This window comes from Nocardia sp. NPDC003345 (assembly GCF_053589395.1).
Genome location: NZ_JBSFRU010000165.1, coordinates 1 through 13,373, shown reverse-complemented (window position 1 = coordinate 13,373; position 13,373 = coordinate 1). Strand labels below are relative to the sequence as shown.

At 67.0% G+C, this 13,373-nt stretch carries 12 protein-coding genes and 1 tRNA gene; 9 read left to right on the top strand and 4 right to left on the bottom strand.

The annotated features are described in order from the left end of the window. Positions 1–374, top strand: a 374-nt coding sequence (locus tag ACWDU1_RS18685; protein ID WP_450000023.1) for an SDR family oxidoreductase, incomplete at its 5' end; no start/stop codon positions are given. Positions 375–416: 42 nt separating this feature from the next. Next, complete coding sequence (locus ACWDU1_RS18680; protein ID WP_450000021.1) at positions 417–1,769, top strand: MFS transporter; 1,353 nt, start codon at positions 417–419, stop codon at positions 1,767–1,769. Between the two features lie 224 nt (positions 1,770–1,993). Here ACWDU1_RS18680 and ACWDU1_RS18675 read toward each other — a convergent pair whose 3' ends face one another. Beyond that, entirely contained in the window at positions 1,994–3,490 is a 1,497-nt protein-coding gene (locus tag ACWDU1_RS18675; RefSeq protein WP_450000019.1) for an acyl-CoA carboxylase subunit beta, read from the bottom strand. A 153-nt stretch (positions 3,491–3,643) separates the two neighbouring features. Here ACWDU1_RS18675 and ACWDU1_RS18670 point away from each other — a divergent pair, with 153 nt between their 5' ends. After that, a complete protein-coding gene (locus ACWDU1_RS18670; RefSeq protein WP_450000017.1) occupies positions 3,644–4,753 on the top strand; it encodes a phosphotransferase family protein in 1,110 nt (369 codons plus the stop codon). 20 nt (positions 4,754–4,773) lie between these two features. Beyond that, positions 4,774–5,571: an SDR family NAD(P)-dependent oxidoreductase gene (locus tag ACWDU1_RS18665; RefSeq protein WP_450000015.1), complete on the top strand. Its 798-nt coding sequence runs from the start codon at positions 4,774–4,776 to the stop codon at positions 5,569–5,571. Positions 5,572–5,610: 39 nt separating this feature from the next. On the opposite strand, the gene ACWDU1_RS18660 is transcribed toward ACWDU1_RS18665, so the two are convergent. The 3 genes from ACWDU1_RS18660 to ACWDU1_RS18650 all read right to left on the bottom strand — a co-directional run bounded on the left by ACWDU1_RS18660 (position 5,611) and on the right by ACWDU1_RS18650 (position 8,593). Further along, complete coding sequence (locus ACWDU1_RS18660) at positions 5,611–6,882, bottom strand: flavin-containing monooxygenase (protein WP_450000025.1); 1,272 nt, start codon at positions 6,880–6,882, stop codon at positions 5,611–5,613. A gap of 126 nt (positions 6,883–7,008) precedes the next feature. After that, entirely contained in the window at positions 7,009–8,157 is a 1,149-nt protein-coding gene (locus ACWDU1_RS18655) for a thiolase family protein (protein ID WP_450000014.1), read from the bottom strand. Positions 8,158–8,176: 19 nt separating this feature from the next. Then, positions 8,177–8,593, bottom strand: a complete 417-nt coding sequence (locus ACWDU1_RS18650; RefSeq protein ID WP_450000012.1) for a Zn-ribbon domain-containing OB-fold protein — start codon at positions 8,591–8,593, stop codon at positions 8,177–8,179. Positions 8,594–8,732: 139 nt separating this feature from the next. On the opposite strand from ACWDU1_RS18650, the gene ACWDU1_RS18645 reads away from it, so the two are divergent. From ACWDU1_RS18645 to ACWDU1_RS18625, 5 genes are all read left to right on the top strand, one after another. Further along, complete coding sequence (locus tag ACWDU1_RS18645) at positions 8,733–9,125, top strand: TIGR03618 family F420-dependent PPOX class oxidoreductase (protein ID WP_450000010.1); 393 nt, start codon at positions 8,733–8,735, stop codon at positions 9,123–9,125. Positions 9,126–9,144: 19 nt separating this feature from the next. Beyond that, positions 9,145–10,383 carry an amidohydrolase family protein gene (locus ACWDU1_RS18640; RefSeq protein WP_450000008.1) on the top strand — a complete coding sequence of 413 codons (1,239 nt, stop codon included), beginning with the start codon at positions 9,145–9,147 and terminating at the stop codon, positions 10,381–10,383. A 37-nt stretch (positions 10,384–10,420) separates the two neighbouring features. After that, positions 10,421–11,722: an amidohydrolase family protein gene (locus ACWDU1_RS18635; RefSeq protein ID WP_450000006.1), complete on the top strand. Its 1,302-nt coding sequence runs from the start codon at positions 10,421–10,423 to the stop codon at positions 11,720–11,722. Between the two features lie 48 nt (positions 11,723–11,770). Beyond that, positions 11,771–12,988, top strand: a complete 1,218-nt coding sequence (locus ACWDU1_RS18630) for an amidohydrolase family protein (protein ID WP_450000004.1) — start codon at positions 11,771–11,773, stop codon at positions 12,986–12,988. A gap of 312 nt (positions 12,989–13,300) precedes the next feature. After that, positions 13,301–13,373: transfer RNA gene (locus ACWDU1_RS18625), tRNA-Pro, on the top strand.

Here is a 13,373-nt window from a genome sequence, read left to right as displayed (position 1 = left end):
CGAAACAGGGTCCGGGCGGCTCCGCCTACAGCTTCGCCAAACAGATCGTCGCCCACTACGTCAACGATCTGGCCAACCAGCTGGCCCGCAAGATGATCCGGGTCAACGCGGTACATCCGACGAACGTGAACACCGAGATGTTGCACAACGAAGGGATGTACCAGGTCTTCCGTCCCGACAAGGAAGCGCCCACCCGCGCGGAGGCGGAGGCGGCGTTCCCGGCCATGCAGGGCATGCCGGTGCCCTATATCGAACCCCGGGACGTATCGAACCTGATCGTCTTCCTCGCCGGTGACGATTCCCGCTACATCACCGGAAGCCAGCTTCGCGTCGACGCCGGCGGGTACGTCAAAGCCGTTCCCTGGGGCAAATAGCCCTGTTCCCGAAGGAGCCCGGTCCTCGAGTTTCGAACCCCCATGTCCACGTATCGGCCGGAACCGGCCCCCGCACCTATCCCGCCGGCCGCCCGGCGTGCCGCGATCGCCGGTTTCGCCGGCACCTTCATCGAGTACTACGACTTCGCGCTGTACGGAGTACTGACGGTCTACTTCGCACCGCTGTTCTTTCCCTCCGACAACGACGCCACCTCGTTCCTGGTGGGACTCGGGGTCTTCGGCGCGGGCTTCGTCGCCCGCCCGATCGGCGGGATGGTCTTCGGCCGCATCGGCGACCGGCGCGGCCGCCGGACCGCCCTGATGGCGACCGTCATCCTGATGGGCACCTGTTCGGCGGTGATCGGGTTGCTTCCCACCTACGAAACGCTCGGGATCGTCGCGCCCATCGTCCTGGTCCTGTCGCGTATCGGCCAGGGGCTCTCGGCCGGAGCCGAGATGCTCGGCTCGGTCACCTACGTCCTGGAATCCGCGCCACCGGACAAACGCATCCTGCTGAGTTCACTCACGCCGTTCGGCGCCGGGCTCGGCGGCTCGAGCGGCGCGGTCCTCGCGGCCGTGCTGGCGTTGAACGTGTCGGCGGACAGTATGACCGACTTCGGCTGGCGTATCCCGTTCCTCGTCGCCGCGCCGCTGACCCTGCTCGCCTTCCTGCTGCGCCGGCGGATCGAGGATTCACCCGAATTCGCGAAAATGGTGCGTGACAACGAGATCGTGCGCTCCCCGCTGGCCGAGACCCTGCGGGGACACCGTCGCACCGTGCTCGTCGCGGGCGGTATCGCCATCGGCGTGAACGGCACCGCGGGTGTCGCGCAATGGTTCGGCGTCTACCTCGCCGGTAACAGGGAACTGCCGACGGCCACGGTGCTCATCACCTACGCGACGGCGATGGTCTTCGGCGCACTGTGGGTTCCGCTCGCGGGCGCACTGACGGACCGCTTCGGGCAACGCCGAATGCTCACCGCGGTACTCACACTGTTCATCGTGTTGTCGGTACCCATCTTCTGGCTCCTGTCCGAAACGGAGCATCCCGTCCTGCTGTTCGCGGGTATGGGGACCTACCTCGTACTCACCAACATGGTCATGGCACCGGGGTTCAGCTTCATCGCCGAGCTCTTCCCACCCGCCATCCGCTACACCGCGTCGAATTTCGGCCAGAACATCGGCACCGTCCTCGGTGGCGGGACCGCCCCGCTGGTCTGCGGGACACTGCTACTCGCCACCGGGTCCGATTTCGGCCCGGTCCTGTGGATCGCCGGCATGGGTCTGATCGGGTTGGGTGCGGTCGCGGCGGCCCACCGGATCGCGGGCGGTCGGCGTGTGGAGGCCCCGGCGCCGGATGAACGCCGTACGGATCCGCTACCGGAGGGCACGTAACCCCACCCGCCCCAGATGTCGCGTAGGGATGGATTCCTGAATAGCGGCACCGGCCCGCGCGGATCTTGTCGACTCCGTGTCTCGTCTCCCGGCGTAGGCGGGCCAGGACGGCCGATATCTGCCGGACGCCGCATGCGGACAACGACAGGACGCCCGATCGCGGCGCTCTGCCCGCGACCTCGACCGCGCTCTCCGGGGTGGTATCCCCGGAAAGCGCGGTCGGCTCACGGAACGATGGCCGAGCGCGTCACCGGTTCCGGCGCCTCCTGGCGGGCGAAGATGCCGCGGCGCAGAGCTGTCAGCAACGCTTCGCGGGTCTCTTCGGGCCGGATGAGCTCGTCGAACCCCATATGTTCGGCGGAGTGGTAGGACGCCAGGAGTTCCATCTCCCGCAACTGCGCCGCGATATCCTCGTCCGCGCCCGAGGCCAGGCCGAGGGCCGCCGCACTCATCGCCCCCATGGTGGCACCGGGATAGGCGAAGGCCGCGGTCTGGTTGTCGAAGCCGATGAGCGACATGACCATCGAACCGAACCCGTAGGCCTTGCGCAGTGTCACATGCAGTTTGATCGTGGTCGCCGTGGTCTGGGCGACGAACATCCGGGCACCCGCGCGCAGCACACCTTCGCGTTCGGATTCGCTGCCGGGCAGCATGCCCGGATTGTCGGCGAGGAACACCAGCGGCAGGTGGAACGAATCCGCCACCGAGATGAAGTGGGCGGCCTTCTCGGCGGCGGCGGTGTCGATCGAGCCTGCCAGCACCTGCGGCTGATTGGCGACCACCGCCACCGGGTGCCCGCCGAGATGCGCCAGGGCGCAGACCATCGCGGTGCCGTACCCGGGCTGCACCTCGAACCAGTCGGGGGTATCGAAGACCACGTCGAGCACCGCCCGGACGTCGTAGGTGTTGCGGTTGTCCCGCGAGATGATGTCCAGCAGTTCCGGGGTCGGCCGCGGTTCGGTGGAATCGTCGGAGAGCAGTGCGGGCGGATACGACCACGCGCTGGACGGGAAGTAGGAGAGATAGCGCCGGATATCGTCGAGGGCGTCCTCGTCGTTGTCGGCGAGATTGTGGATCAGACCGCTCGGCACCGCCACGCCGGGGCCGCCGAGGTCCTCTTTGCCGATGTCCTCGCCGGTGGACTCCCGCACCACCGGCGGGCCCGCGGTGAAGATCGCGCCCTGTTTGCTCATGATCGCGAAATCCGATACCGGTGCGATGAGCGCACCGTGGCCGGCCGAGGCTCCGAGCACCCCGGTGACCATGGGCACCCGGCCCGAACACCGGGCCTGGGCGAGCAGATCGGTGGGGGTCCGCCCGTAGTGCGCGCCGGTGGGCCGGAATCCCGCGCCCTCCAGCAGCATCACCAGCGGCACCTTGTTTCGTACGGCCAGTTCGGCCAGGCGATAGCGTTTGGCGTTACTGCCCGGCGCGATGGTTCCCGCCACGGTGGTGAAGTCCTCCGCGCCCACCATGACCGGTGTCCCGTGGATCAGGCCCGAGCCGGTGACCACCGCGTCGGCGGCGACCTCACCGCCGACCAGGGCGCCGAATTCCTGGAATGTTCCCGGATCGAGCAGATAGGTGACCCGCTCCCGCGCGGTCAGTTTGCCCTTCGCCCGGTGTCTGGCCACCCGCTCGGGCCCGCCCATGGCCGCCGACCGCTCCCGGCGGCCGTCCAGGTCCTCGAGCGTTTCCTTCCAGCCTCGTGCGTTCGTCATCTCGTCCTCTCCGCGCAGTGGCCGGCTCAGCGGAACCGCCCGCCGGCGACCGCGGCCGCCGGCATCGATTCACTGCGATCCACATGGCCGCATCGACATCATCCGGTAAAGTATACCGTTGGTATTACAGTTTCAATGCCGGAAGGAACGCGGATGGACCACGAGAATTCCCGGGCCGAGAACCCGGCCATCCCCCGCCGGCCGGACGACCTCACCGCGGAGTGGCTCACCGCCGCGCTCGGCGGCACCGCGACAGCACTCGTCGAGCGGGTGGATGTGGAACCGATCGGCACCGGGCAGACCGGTGCCACCTACCGGCTCACGGCGAGATACCGGATCCCGCCCACCACACCGCTACCGGACACGTTCGTGGTGAAACTCCCCGCTCAGGACGACGGTGTACGCGCCGGGGTCACCCTGGGCTACCGCAGCGAGGTGGAGTTCTACTCCGGAATCGCACGGCAGACGAAGGTCCCGGTACCGCGCTGCCACCACAGCGCCGTGAACGACGACGCCTCCGAGTTCGTCCTGCTGCTCGACGATCTGGCGCCGGCGGCACCCGGCGATCAGGTGGCCGGATGCGGCGAGGCGGTCGCGCTGCGGGCGGTGACGGCGCTGGCCGGGCTGCACGGCCCCTCCTGGTGCGATCCGGACTGGCTGACCCTGCCGGTGGGCGCGATGCCGAAGCCCGGTGACGCGGCGGCCGCCGAGGGCCTCGGCCAGGTAGCGGCCATGGCCCTACCTGCCACGCTGGAGCGGATCGGCCCCGGACTCACCGACGAAGACCGCCACACCTTGCGCGCCGCGCTGGAACTCGTCACCCCGTGGCTGCTCACCGACACCGGGCGATACGCGCTGATGCACGGCGACTACCGGCTGGACAATATGCTCTTCGACGATTCGCGGTTCTATGTGGTCGACTGGCAGACCCTCGGCGTCGGCCTGCCCGCCCGCGATCTCGCCTACTTCACCGGCACCTGCCTGGAGCCGGAAATGCGGGCGGCGACCGAAACCGAACTGGTCGCGGCCTATCACGCTGCCCTGCTCCGGTACGGCGTGCGCGAGTACGACCTGGACACCTGCCTGCTCGACTATCGGCTCGGAATGCTGCAGGGCCCGTTGATCATCGCGCTCGGGACCGCGTTCGCCACCCCGACCGAACGCGGCGAGGCGCTGTTCCGGGTGATGCTGCGCCGCAGCTGCCGCGCGATCCGTGAACTCGGCACGCTCGACCTCGTACGCGCCGCCGGCGCGCACCTCTGAACGAACAGGAGACACCCCCGATGGATCTGGGACTCACCGGCGCGACCGCGGTCGTGGTGGGCGGAAGCAGCGGCATGGGCCTGGCCACCGCACGCTGCCTGGCCGAGGAAGGCGCCCGGGTGGCGGTCATCGGCCGTTCCGCGGCCGGTGTCGCCGACGCGGCCCGCGACCTCGCCGAGCGCGGCAGCCCGGATGCCGTCGGCTTACCGGCCGACGCCCGCGCCCCCGCGGCGGTCGAGGCGCGCTTCGACGAACTCGCCGACCGCTGGGGCGGCGGGCTCAATGTCCTGATCAACGCGGTCGGGCCGGACGCTCGCGGCACCTTCGACACCCTCTCCCCCGAACAATGGCGTGAGGCGATCGACCACGGAGCGATGACGATGGTCAACAGCGTCCAGGCCGCGCTGCCACTGCTGCGCCGCGCCGAATGGGCTCGTATCGTGAACTTCTCCGCGCACTCCACCCAGCGGCAGAGCACCGGCCTGGTGGCCTACACCGCCGCCAAGTCGATGGTCACCAGCGTTTCCAAGAACCTGTCCCTGCTGCTCGCGCCGGAGGAGATCCTGGTCAATGTGGTCTCGCCGGGCACCTTCGTGACACCGGCACTCCAGAACTGGGCCCGCTCGGCCGGCGTGGACAGTGCCGACCCCTACCGCCTCATGGCCGCCATCGGCGAGCAATTCGGCCATCCCGCCCAGATGCCGCGCGCCGGGCTGCCCGAGGAAATCGGCCCGGTGGTCACCTTCCTCGCCTCCCGGCGGAACTCGTATATGACCGGCGCGAACGTCAATGTCGACGGCGGGTCGGATTTCACCTGACGTCGTGGGGGCATCCGCGTGGCCCGGCCGCGCAACCGGTCATATCGGTGCTGCCGAACGCCGGGCCCGCAGCCGGCCTTCGGGCAGTTCCCGGGTACGCAGCTGCCGTTCGTAGTGATAGAAATCGACCTGCTGGGTGTGTCGCGGCCGGTCCAGTACCTGCCCGAGGTAGAACTCCTCGTCGGCGGTGATCACCCGCTCCATCACTTCCGGCGCGGGCGGGAGATATTCACCGGCGGCGTAGGCGGCGATGAGGCGGGCCTGACATTCGACGAACGGGAACAGGGTCGGCACCGATTGCGCGAAACCGGCGAAGGCGAGGTCGGGCATACCCGGCCGGAAGATGCGTTTGTAGAGGCGGATCCGGTTGTCCGGGGCACTCACGATTTCGGGGCCGAAGAACGGGAACGTGATGTTGTAACCGGTGGCGTAGACGATCACGTCGATCTCGGCGCTCGTCCCGTCGCAGAACCGCACCGTGGGGCCGTCCAGCCTGTCGATATCGGGTTTCGGGATCACATCACCGGAACCGAGCCGCAGTGGCAGTTCCACCGACTGGGTGCCGTGGGCGTCGAGGAACCGGTGCCGGGGCCGCGGCAGGCCCAACCGGCCCGGATCGCCGGAAATGAACTCGGCGATGGTGTTGACCAGGGGACGGAACAATATCCGCGGTATGTACTGCGCATTCGCCGCGTACCGGTCGAGCGGCCGGCCCGCCATGTACTTCGGCACGATCCAGGAGCCGGAGCGGGTGGACAGATAGACCGTGTTCCGCAGGGTTCGCGAGGACAGTTCGACGGTGATATCGGCGGCGCTGTTGCCCAGGCCCACCACCAGAATGCGTTTATCCCGCAGCTCGAGGGGATCGGCGGGATCGATATAGGCGTGGGAGTGGATGACCTGCCCGTCGAAGTGCCCGGGGAACCGCGGGTACCGCGGATCCCAGTGGTGCCCGTTCGCGACGATCAGGAACTCGGTGTCGTACCGCTCGTCGGTCCCGAGCCGCAGCGTCCATCCACCGCCCGGCCGCGGTTCGGCGCGTATCACCGGGGTCCCGAACCGGATCCGCTCGAGCAGCCCGAACGATTGCGCGTAGTCGTCCAGGTATCGCTTGATCAGGCTGTGGTGCGGAAAGTCCGGATACCCGTCGGGCATCGGGAAATCACGGAACGACAGCTGATACTTCGAAGTGTCGATATGCAGCGATCGGTAGGCGCTGGAATGCCCGTTCGGATTTCCGAACGCCCAGTTACCGCCGATCCGGTCCGACGATTCGAAACAGAGGTAGGGCACCCCGTAGTCGGCGAGCATCTTGCCCGCGGTGAGCCCGGCGATACCTGCCCCGATGATCACCGTCGTACCCGGCCGGAAAGCATCCACGACCCTCTCCTGTCGATCGTGCGCCCGGCCCGCGGCCGGGCGCTGTCACCGCGGCCGTCAGGTGGTGACGATCGTGGCGCCGGCCGTACCGGGCGCACCGTAGAGCAGCGCGAGGCCCGCCTTGGGGCCGTTCGGCACCTGCCGCTCCCCCGCGGTGCCGCGCAGTTGCAGCACCAGCTCGTGCAACTGCCGCAGCCCCGAAGCGCCGATCGGTTCCCCGTTGGCGATGAGTCCGCCGTCGGTGTTCACCGGTATCGAGCCGGAGATCTCGGTGGCGCCCTCGGCGATCAGCTTCTCCTGGTCGCCGTGCGCACACAGACCGGTTTCGGCCATATGGATCACTTCGGCACCGGCATCGGTGTCCTGTAACTGGGCGACATCGATATCGGACGGCGCGATACCGGCGGACTCGAACGCGGCGCGCGCGGCGTAGACCGACGGCGCGACATCCTCCCGCACCGGCGCATAGGTTGTATTCACCTCGTAGGCACCGTATTTGCGGGTCCGGATCTCGACCGCCCGCACATACACCGGCCTGGCGGTGAACCGGTGCGCCAGATCGGCCCGGCACATGATCACGGCGGCCGCCCCCTCGTCCGGCGCGCAGAACATGTAGTGCGTCAGCGGGTAGTTGAGCATCGGCGCCGCCAGGATGTCGTCCTCGGCGATCGGCTTACGCCGGAAAGCGTTCGGATTCAGCACGCCGTTGCGGTAGTTCTTCGCCGCGACCTTGGCCAGGGTGCGCTGGGAGATTCCGTGGTCGTGCAGGTAGCGGTTGGCCTTCATACCGAAGAACTGGGTGGTCAGGTACTGGCCGTTCTCGCCGTACCATTTCGGCATCCCGACGAGGGTGGGGTCGACGGTGAAGGCACCGCGCGGATGCTTGTCCAGGCCGATCGCGATCCCGATATCGTATTTGCCGAGGCGGATCGCGTCGGCGCAGGCCTCGGTGGCGCTCGCGGCGGTCGCACAGGCGTTGAACACATTGGTGAAGGGCAGGCCGGTGAGCCCCATCAGGCTCACGATGGCGTCGGGATTGGCGATTTCCCAGCTGCCGCCCACCGCGAACTGGATATCCTTCCATTCCAGCCCGGCATCCCCCAATGCGGCCCGGATGGCATCCGCGCCCATCTGCATCGCGGTCTTTCCCTCGAATCGGCCGAACGGGTGCAGGCCGACACCGATGATGGCGACATCGTTTGTCATCTGAAAAGCTCCTGGTCGTCTACAACGGCTGGAAGGCGAAGGTGAGGACCTCGGTGCCGTCGGCGTCGGTGCCCAGCGGCACGGTGGTCAGCCCGACCCGCATCCCGAATTCCAGGTTTCGCGGATCGTTCTCGGTGAGCCTGCCCTCCACCCGGATGACGTCGCCGAGCTGCACCAGCCCGACGCCGAACGGGACGAATGTCTTCGCGGTCTCGTCACCGAGGTAGGGCGGCCCCGGCAGGAATCCCTGAGTGGTCCAGGCGACCAGTACCCCCTCGGCCGGCAGGTGCACGGCGCCGACCGCGGGCCGGCTGCACCGGGGACACAGTTCCTGAACCGGGAAGACCGTCGCCCCGCAGTCACCGCAGGCCCCGCCGACGAGCCGGAAGTCCCCGTCCGGCCAGGTCGATATCTCCGGTGCGATCATTCGCTGCATCGTTGTCGTCCTCGCTTCTACCGACGTCCTTACCGTATAGCCGACTCGGCACTGGGCGGTGCCGCATCCGGTCACGCAATGGTAGCTTACGGTAATATCAACGGTAACCATTTCGACCTGACAGTCGCGAGGTGGATTCATGAGCTCGAAAATTCCCGGTGACCTCGAGGAACTGCTGCATCGGCCCCTCGTGGGCGTTCTCGCGACTGTGCCGCCCGACGGGTCACCGGAGCAGTCACCGATGCGCTTCACCTGGGACGGCGCCCATCTGCGCATGAGCCATACGATCCCGCGACGTAAATTCACCAGCCTGCAGGCCAATCCGAACTACTCGTTCCTGCTCACCGATCCGGACGCGCCGGCACGCTGCCTGGAGATTCGCGGCTGGCTGGTGACCGTACAGGGCGACGAGGACGGAAAATTCTACGCGGAACTGGGCGAACGCTACGGCGACACCGACTGCGAGCCCCCCGCGGACGTGGACGACCGGGTCGTCCTGATTCTCGACGCGACCCGGTTCGTCGCCAAATAGCCATTCAGGAGAAACCGATATGACTCGAGCCCCCGGCATCCCGATCTTCGACGCCGACGCCCATATGTACGAGACGGCCGACGCCCTGACCCGGTACCTGCCCGATCGGTACCGGCAGGCGGTGCAGTACGTCCGGATCGGACGGCACACCCGGATCGCGATCAACGGCCGGATCACCGACTTCATCCCGAACCCGACGTTCGAACGGGTCGCCGCGCCCGGCGCGCACGAGAAGTTCTTCGCCGGCGAGAACACCGACGGCCTGACTCTGCGGGAGATGCAGGGCGAGGCCATCGAGGCACCCGCCGCCACCCGCAACCCCGCGGACCGGATCGCCGAACTCGATCGCCAGGGCGTCCGGGAAACGCTCAACTACCCCACCCTCGCCAGCCTGGTCGAACATTCCGCGGCCGACGACCCCGAACTGACCATGGCCGTCATCCACGCGCTGAACCGGTGGATGCTGGAGCACTGGAGCTACGTCTACGAGGACCGGATCTTCAGTACCCCGATCATCAACTGCGCCGAGGTCGACGGCGCCCGGCGTGAGCTGCGGTACATCCTCGACAACGGCGCGAAGGTCGCACTGATCAAACCGGCGCCGGTGAAAGGTGTGAACGGCTGGCGTTCCCCCGCCCTGCCCGAATTCGATCCGTTCTGGCGCGACGTCCAGGACGCGGGCCTGCCGATCGTGCTGCACGCCAGCCAGCCGCCGCTGGACGAATACGTCAACAAATGGGAACCACCCGCCACGAAGAACTTCATGGCCATGAGCTCGTTCCGCTGGCTGGCGCTCGGGCACCGGGAGATCTCGGACATGATCGGCAGCCTCATCTGCCACGGCACCCTCACCCGGTTTCCCCGGCTACGCATAGCCAGCGTGGAGAACGGCAGCTCGTGGATCCACCCGCTGTTCCACGATCTCACCGACCTGACCAGGAAGATGCCGCAGAACTTCCCCGAAGATCCGCTCGAGGTGTTCCGCCGCAATATCTGGGTGAGCCCGTTCTGGGAGGGTTCGGTCGCCGATGTGGTCGGCACCGTCGGCTGGGACCGGGTGATGTTCGGCTCCGACTACCCGCATCCCGAGGGGTTGCCCGAGCCTAAGGCGTACTGGAAGTACGCCGAGGGCATGGACAACCGGCGGACCTGGGATTTCCTGGGTGACAACGCGCGCCGCTTCCTGGGCCTGCCGATCGAGAATCCGGATCCGGCCGCCGCCCAACCCCCGGCAGCAGCCATCTCGGCAGCGTTATAGTTCTTCTTACAGTAAAGGGCTCGAAGGGAGTACCTCCGTGGACAAGAACGATATGATCCTCATCAGCGTCGACGACCACATCATCGAACCGCCCGATATGTTCGCCAACCATCTGCCCGCGAAGTACGCCGACGACGCACCACGCCTGGTACGGATGGACAACGGCGCGGATATGTGGAAATTCCGGGACCGGGTGATCCCGAATGTCGCGCTCAACGCCGTCGCGGGCCGCCCGAAGGAAGAGTACGGCCTGGAGCCGGAGGGCCTCGACGAGATCCGTCCCGGCTGCTACAACGTCGACGAACGGGTCAAGGATATGAACGCCGGCGGCGTGCTGGCGCAGATGAACTTCCCGTCCTTCCCCGGTTTCGCCGCCCGCCTGTTCGCCACCGAGGACTCGGACTTCTCACTGGCACTGGTGCGGGCCTACAACGACTGGCATATCGACGAATGGTGCGGCGCCTACCCGGGCCGTTTCATCCCCATGGCACTTCCGGTGATCTGGGATGCCGAACTGTGCGCGCGGGAGGTGCGCCGGGTGTCGGAGAAGGGCGTGCACGCGCTCACCTTCACCGAGAACCCGGCCGCACTCGGTTACCCGAGCTTCCACGACGAGTACTGGAACCCGCTGTGGAAGGCCCTGGTGGACACCGACACCGTGCTCAACGTGCACATCGGCTCGTCCGGCAAGCTCTCCATCCCCGCCACGGACTCACCGCCCGATGTGATGATCACCCTGCAGCCGATGAACATCGTCTCCGCGGCGGCCGATCTGCTCTGGTCACGCCCGGTGAAGGAGTACCCCGACCTCAAGATCGGGCTGTCCGAGGGCGGCACGGGCTGGATCCCCTATTTCCTGGAGCGCGTCGACCGCACCTTCGATATGCACTCCACCTGGACGATGCAGGACTTCGGCGGGAAGCTGCCCAGCGACGTGTTCCGTGAGCACTTCCTGACCTGCTTCATCAGCGATCCGATCGGGGTCCGGCTGCGCCACGAGATCGGCATCGACAATATCGCCTGGGAAATGGACTATCCGCACAGCGATTCCATGTGGCCGGGCGCACCCGAGGAACTGAACTCGGTGTTCGAGGCCGAGCACGTCACCGACGACGAGATCCAGAAGATGACCCACCTCAACGCCATGAAGTGGTACTCGTTCGACCCCTTCACCCACGTACCGCGGGAGAAGGCGACGGTCGGCGCGCTGCGCGCCGCCTCGGCCGATCACGACGTCAGCATCAGGGCGCGCAGCCACCACCAGACCACTGCCGCGGAGAAACTGGCCGCCTTCCGCTCCCAGATCGACGCGGCCACCGCCCACACGGCCACCGAATAGCGGCACCGGCGCGCCGGCTCCCGACCGGCCGGACCGAAAGGATACGAAATGACGACGCTGGATTATCTCGCCGTGGACGTCGACAACCACTACTACGAACCGCTGGACGCCTTCACCCGCCATCTGCCCAAGGAGTTCAGGACCCGCGGCGTACAGATGGTGACCAGCGGTAAACGCACGCTGGCGGTGATGGGTGAGAAGGTCAACCACTTCGTCCCCAACCCGACGTTCGACCCGATCGTCGAACCGGGCTGTCTCGATCTGCTGTTCCGCGGCGAGATTCCCGACGGGGTGGACCCGGGGTCACTGATGAAACTGGACCGGCTGCCCGATCATCCGGAGTACCAGAACCGTGAGGCCCGCGTGAAGGTCCTGGACCGGCAGAAACTGGAGACCGTCTTCATGCTGCCGACCTTCGCCTGCGGCGTCGAGGAGGCACTCAAACACGATATCCCCGCGACGATGGCCTCGCTGCACGCGTTCAACCTGTGGCTCGACGAGGACTGGGGCTTCGATCGCCCCGACGGCCGGTTCGTCTCGGCGCCCATCATCTCCCTCGCCGACCCGGAAGCCGCCGTCGCCGAAGTCGAATTCGTGCTGGAACGTGGCGCGAAACTGGTGCTGGTGCGCCCCGCGCCCGTCCCCGGCGTCACCGGGCCGCGCTCCCTGGGCGATCCGCGGCACGACCCGGTGTGGGCTCGCTTGGCCGAAGCCGGCGTGCCGGTGGGATTCCACCTGTCCGACAGCGGTTACCTCGCCATCGCGGCGCTGTGGGGAGGTAAGGCGACATTCGAGGGATTCGGCAAGAAGGATCCGCTGGACCAGCTCCTGCTCGACGACCGCGCGATCCACGACACGATGGCCTCGATGATCGTGCACCAGGTGTTCACCCGCCATCCGGCCCTCAAGGTGGTCAGCATCGAGAACGGTTCCTACTTCGTCCACCGGTTGATCAAACGACTGAAGAAGGCCGCGAACACGGCGCCGTACCACTTCAAGGAAGACCCGGTGGAGCAACTGCGGAACAATGTCTGGATCGCGCCCTACTACGAGGACGATGTCAAATTACTCGCCGAGACCATCGGTGTGGACAAAGTCCTGTTCGGCTCCGACTGGCCCCACGGCGAGGGCCTCGCCGATCCGACCACTTTCACCGCCGATATCCCTCAGTTCCCGGAATTCTCCTACGAGGACACCCGGAAGGTGATGCGCGACAACGCGCTCGAGCTGCTCGGTGCCAGGGTTTCGACCAGCGTGCCCGGCTGATCACAACGGTGGGGTGGGCCGGCAACTGGGATTTCCCGAGGTGCCGATCGAGGGCGCCGACGAAGGCTGCGTCGGCGACTCTCCCGACGGTGTCGGTGGGCAGTGCACGGCCTCCGATCGCTCGGGTTGTTCAACCCGATGATCCTGGACCATTTCCGCTCGTGCTGCCCCGCGGCGAGCCCCAGCAAACCCGAACACCGGGTTCAGTATCACGCTGCCTGCCTGCAGGGGCCAACACCCGGCTCGACCAGCCGATTAGCTCTCCCGAGCACCTCTGAGGTAATCTCATCGAGCACCCGGCGCCGGGTGCGACGGGCTGTGGCGCAGTTTGGTAGCGCACTTGACTGGGGGTCAAGTGGTCGCAGGTTCAAATCCTGTCAGCCCG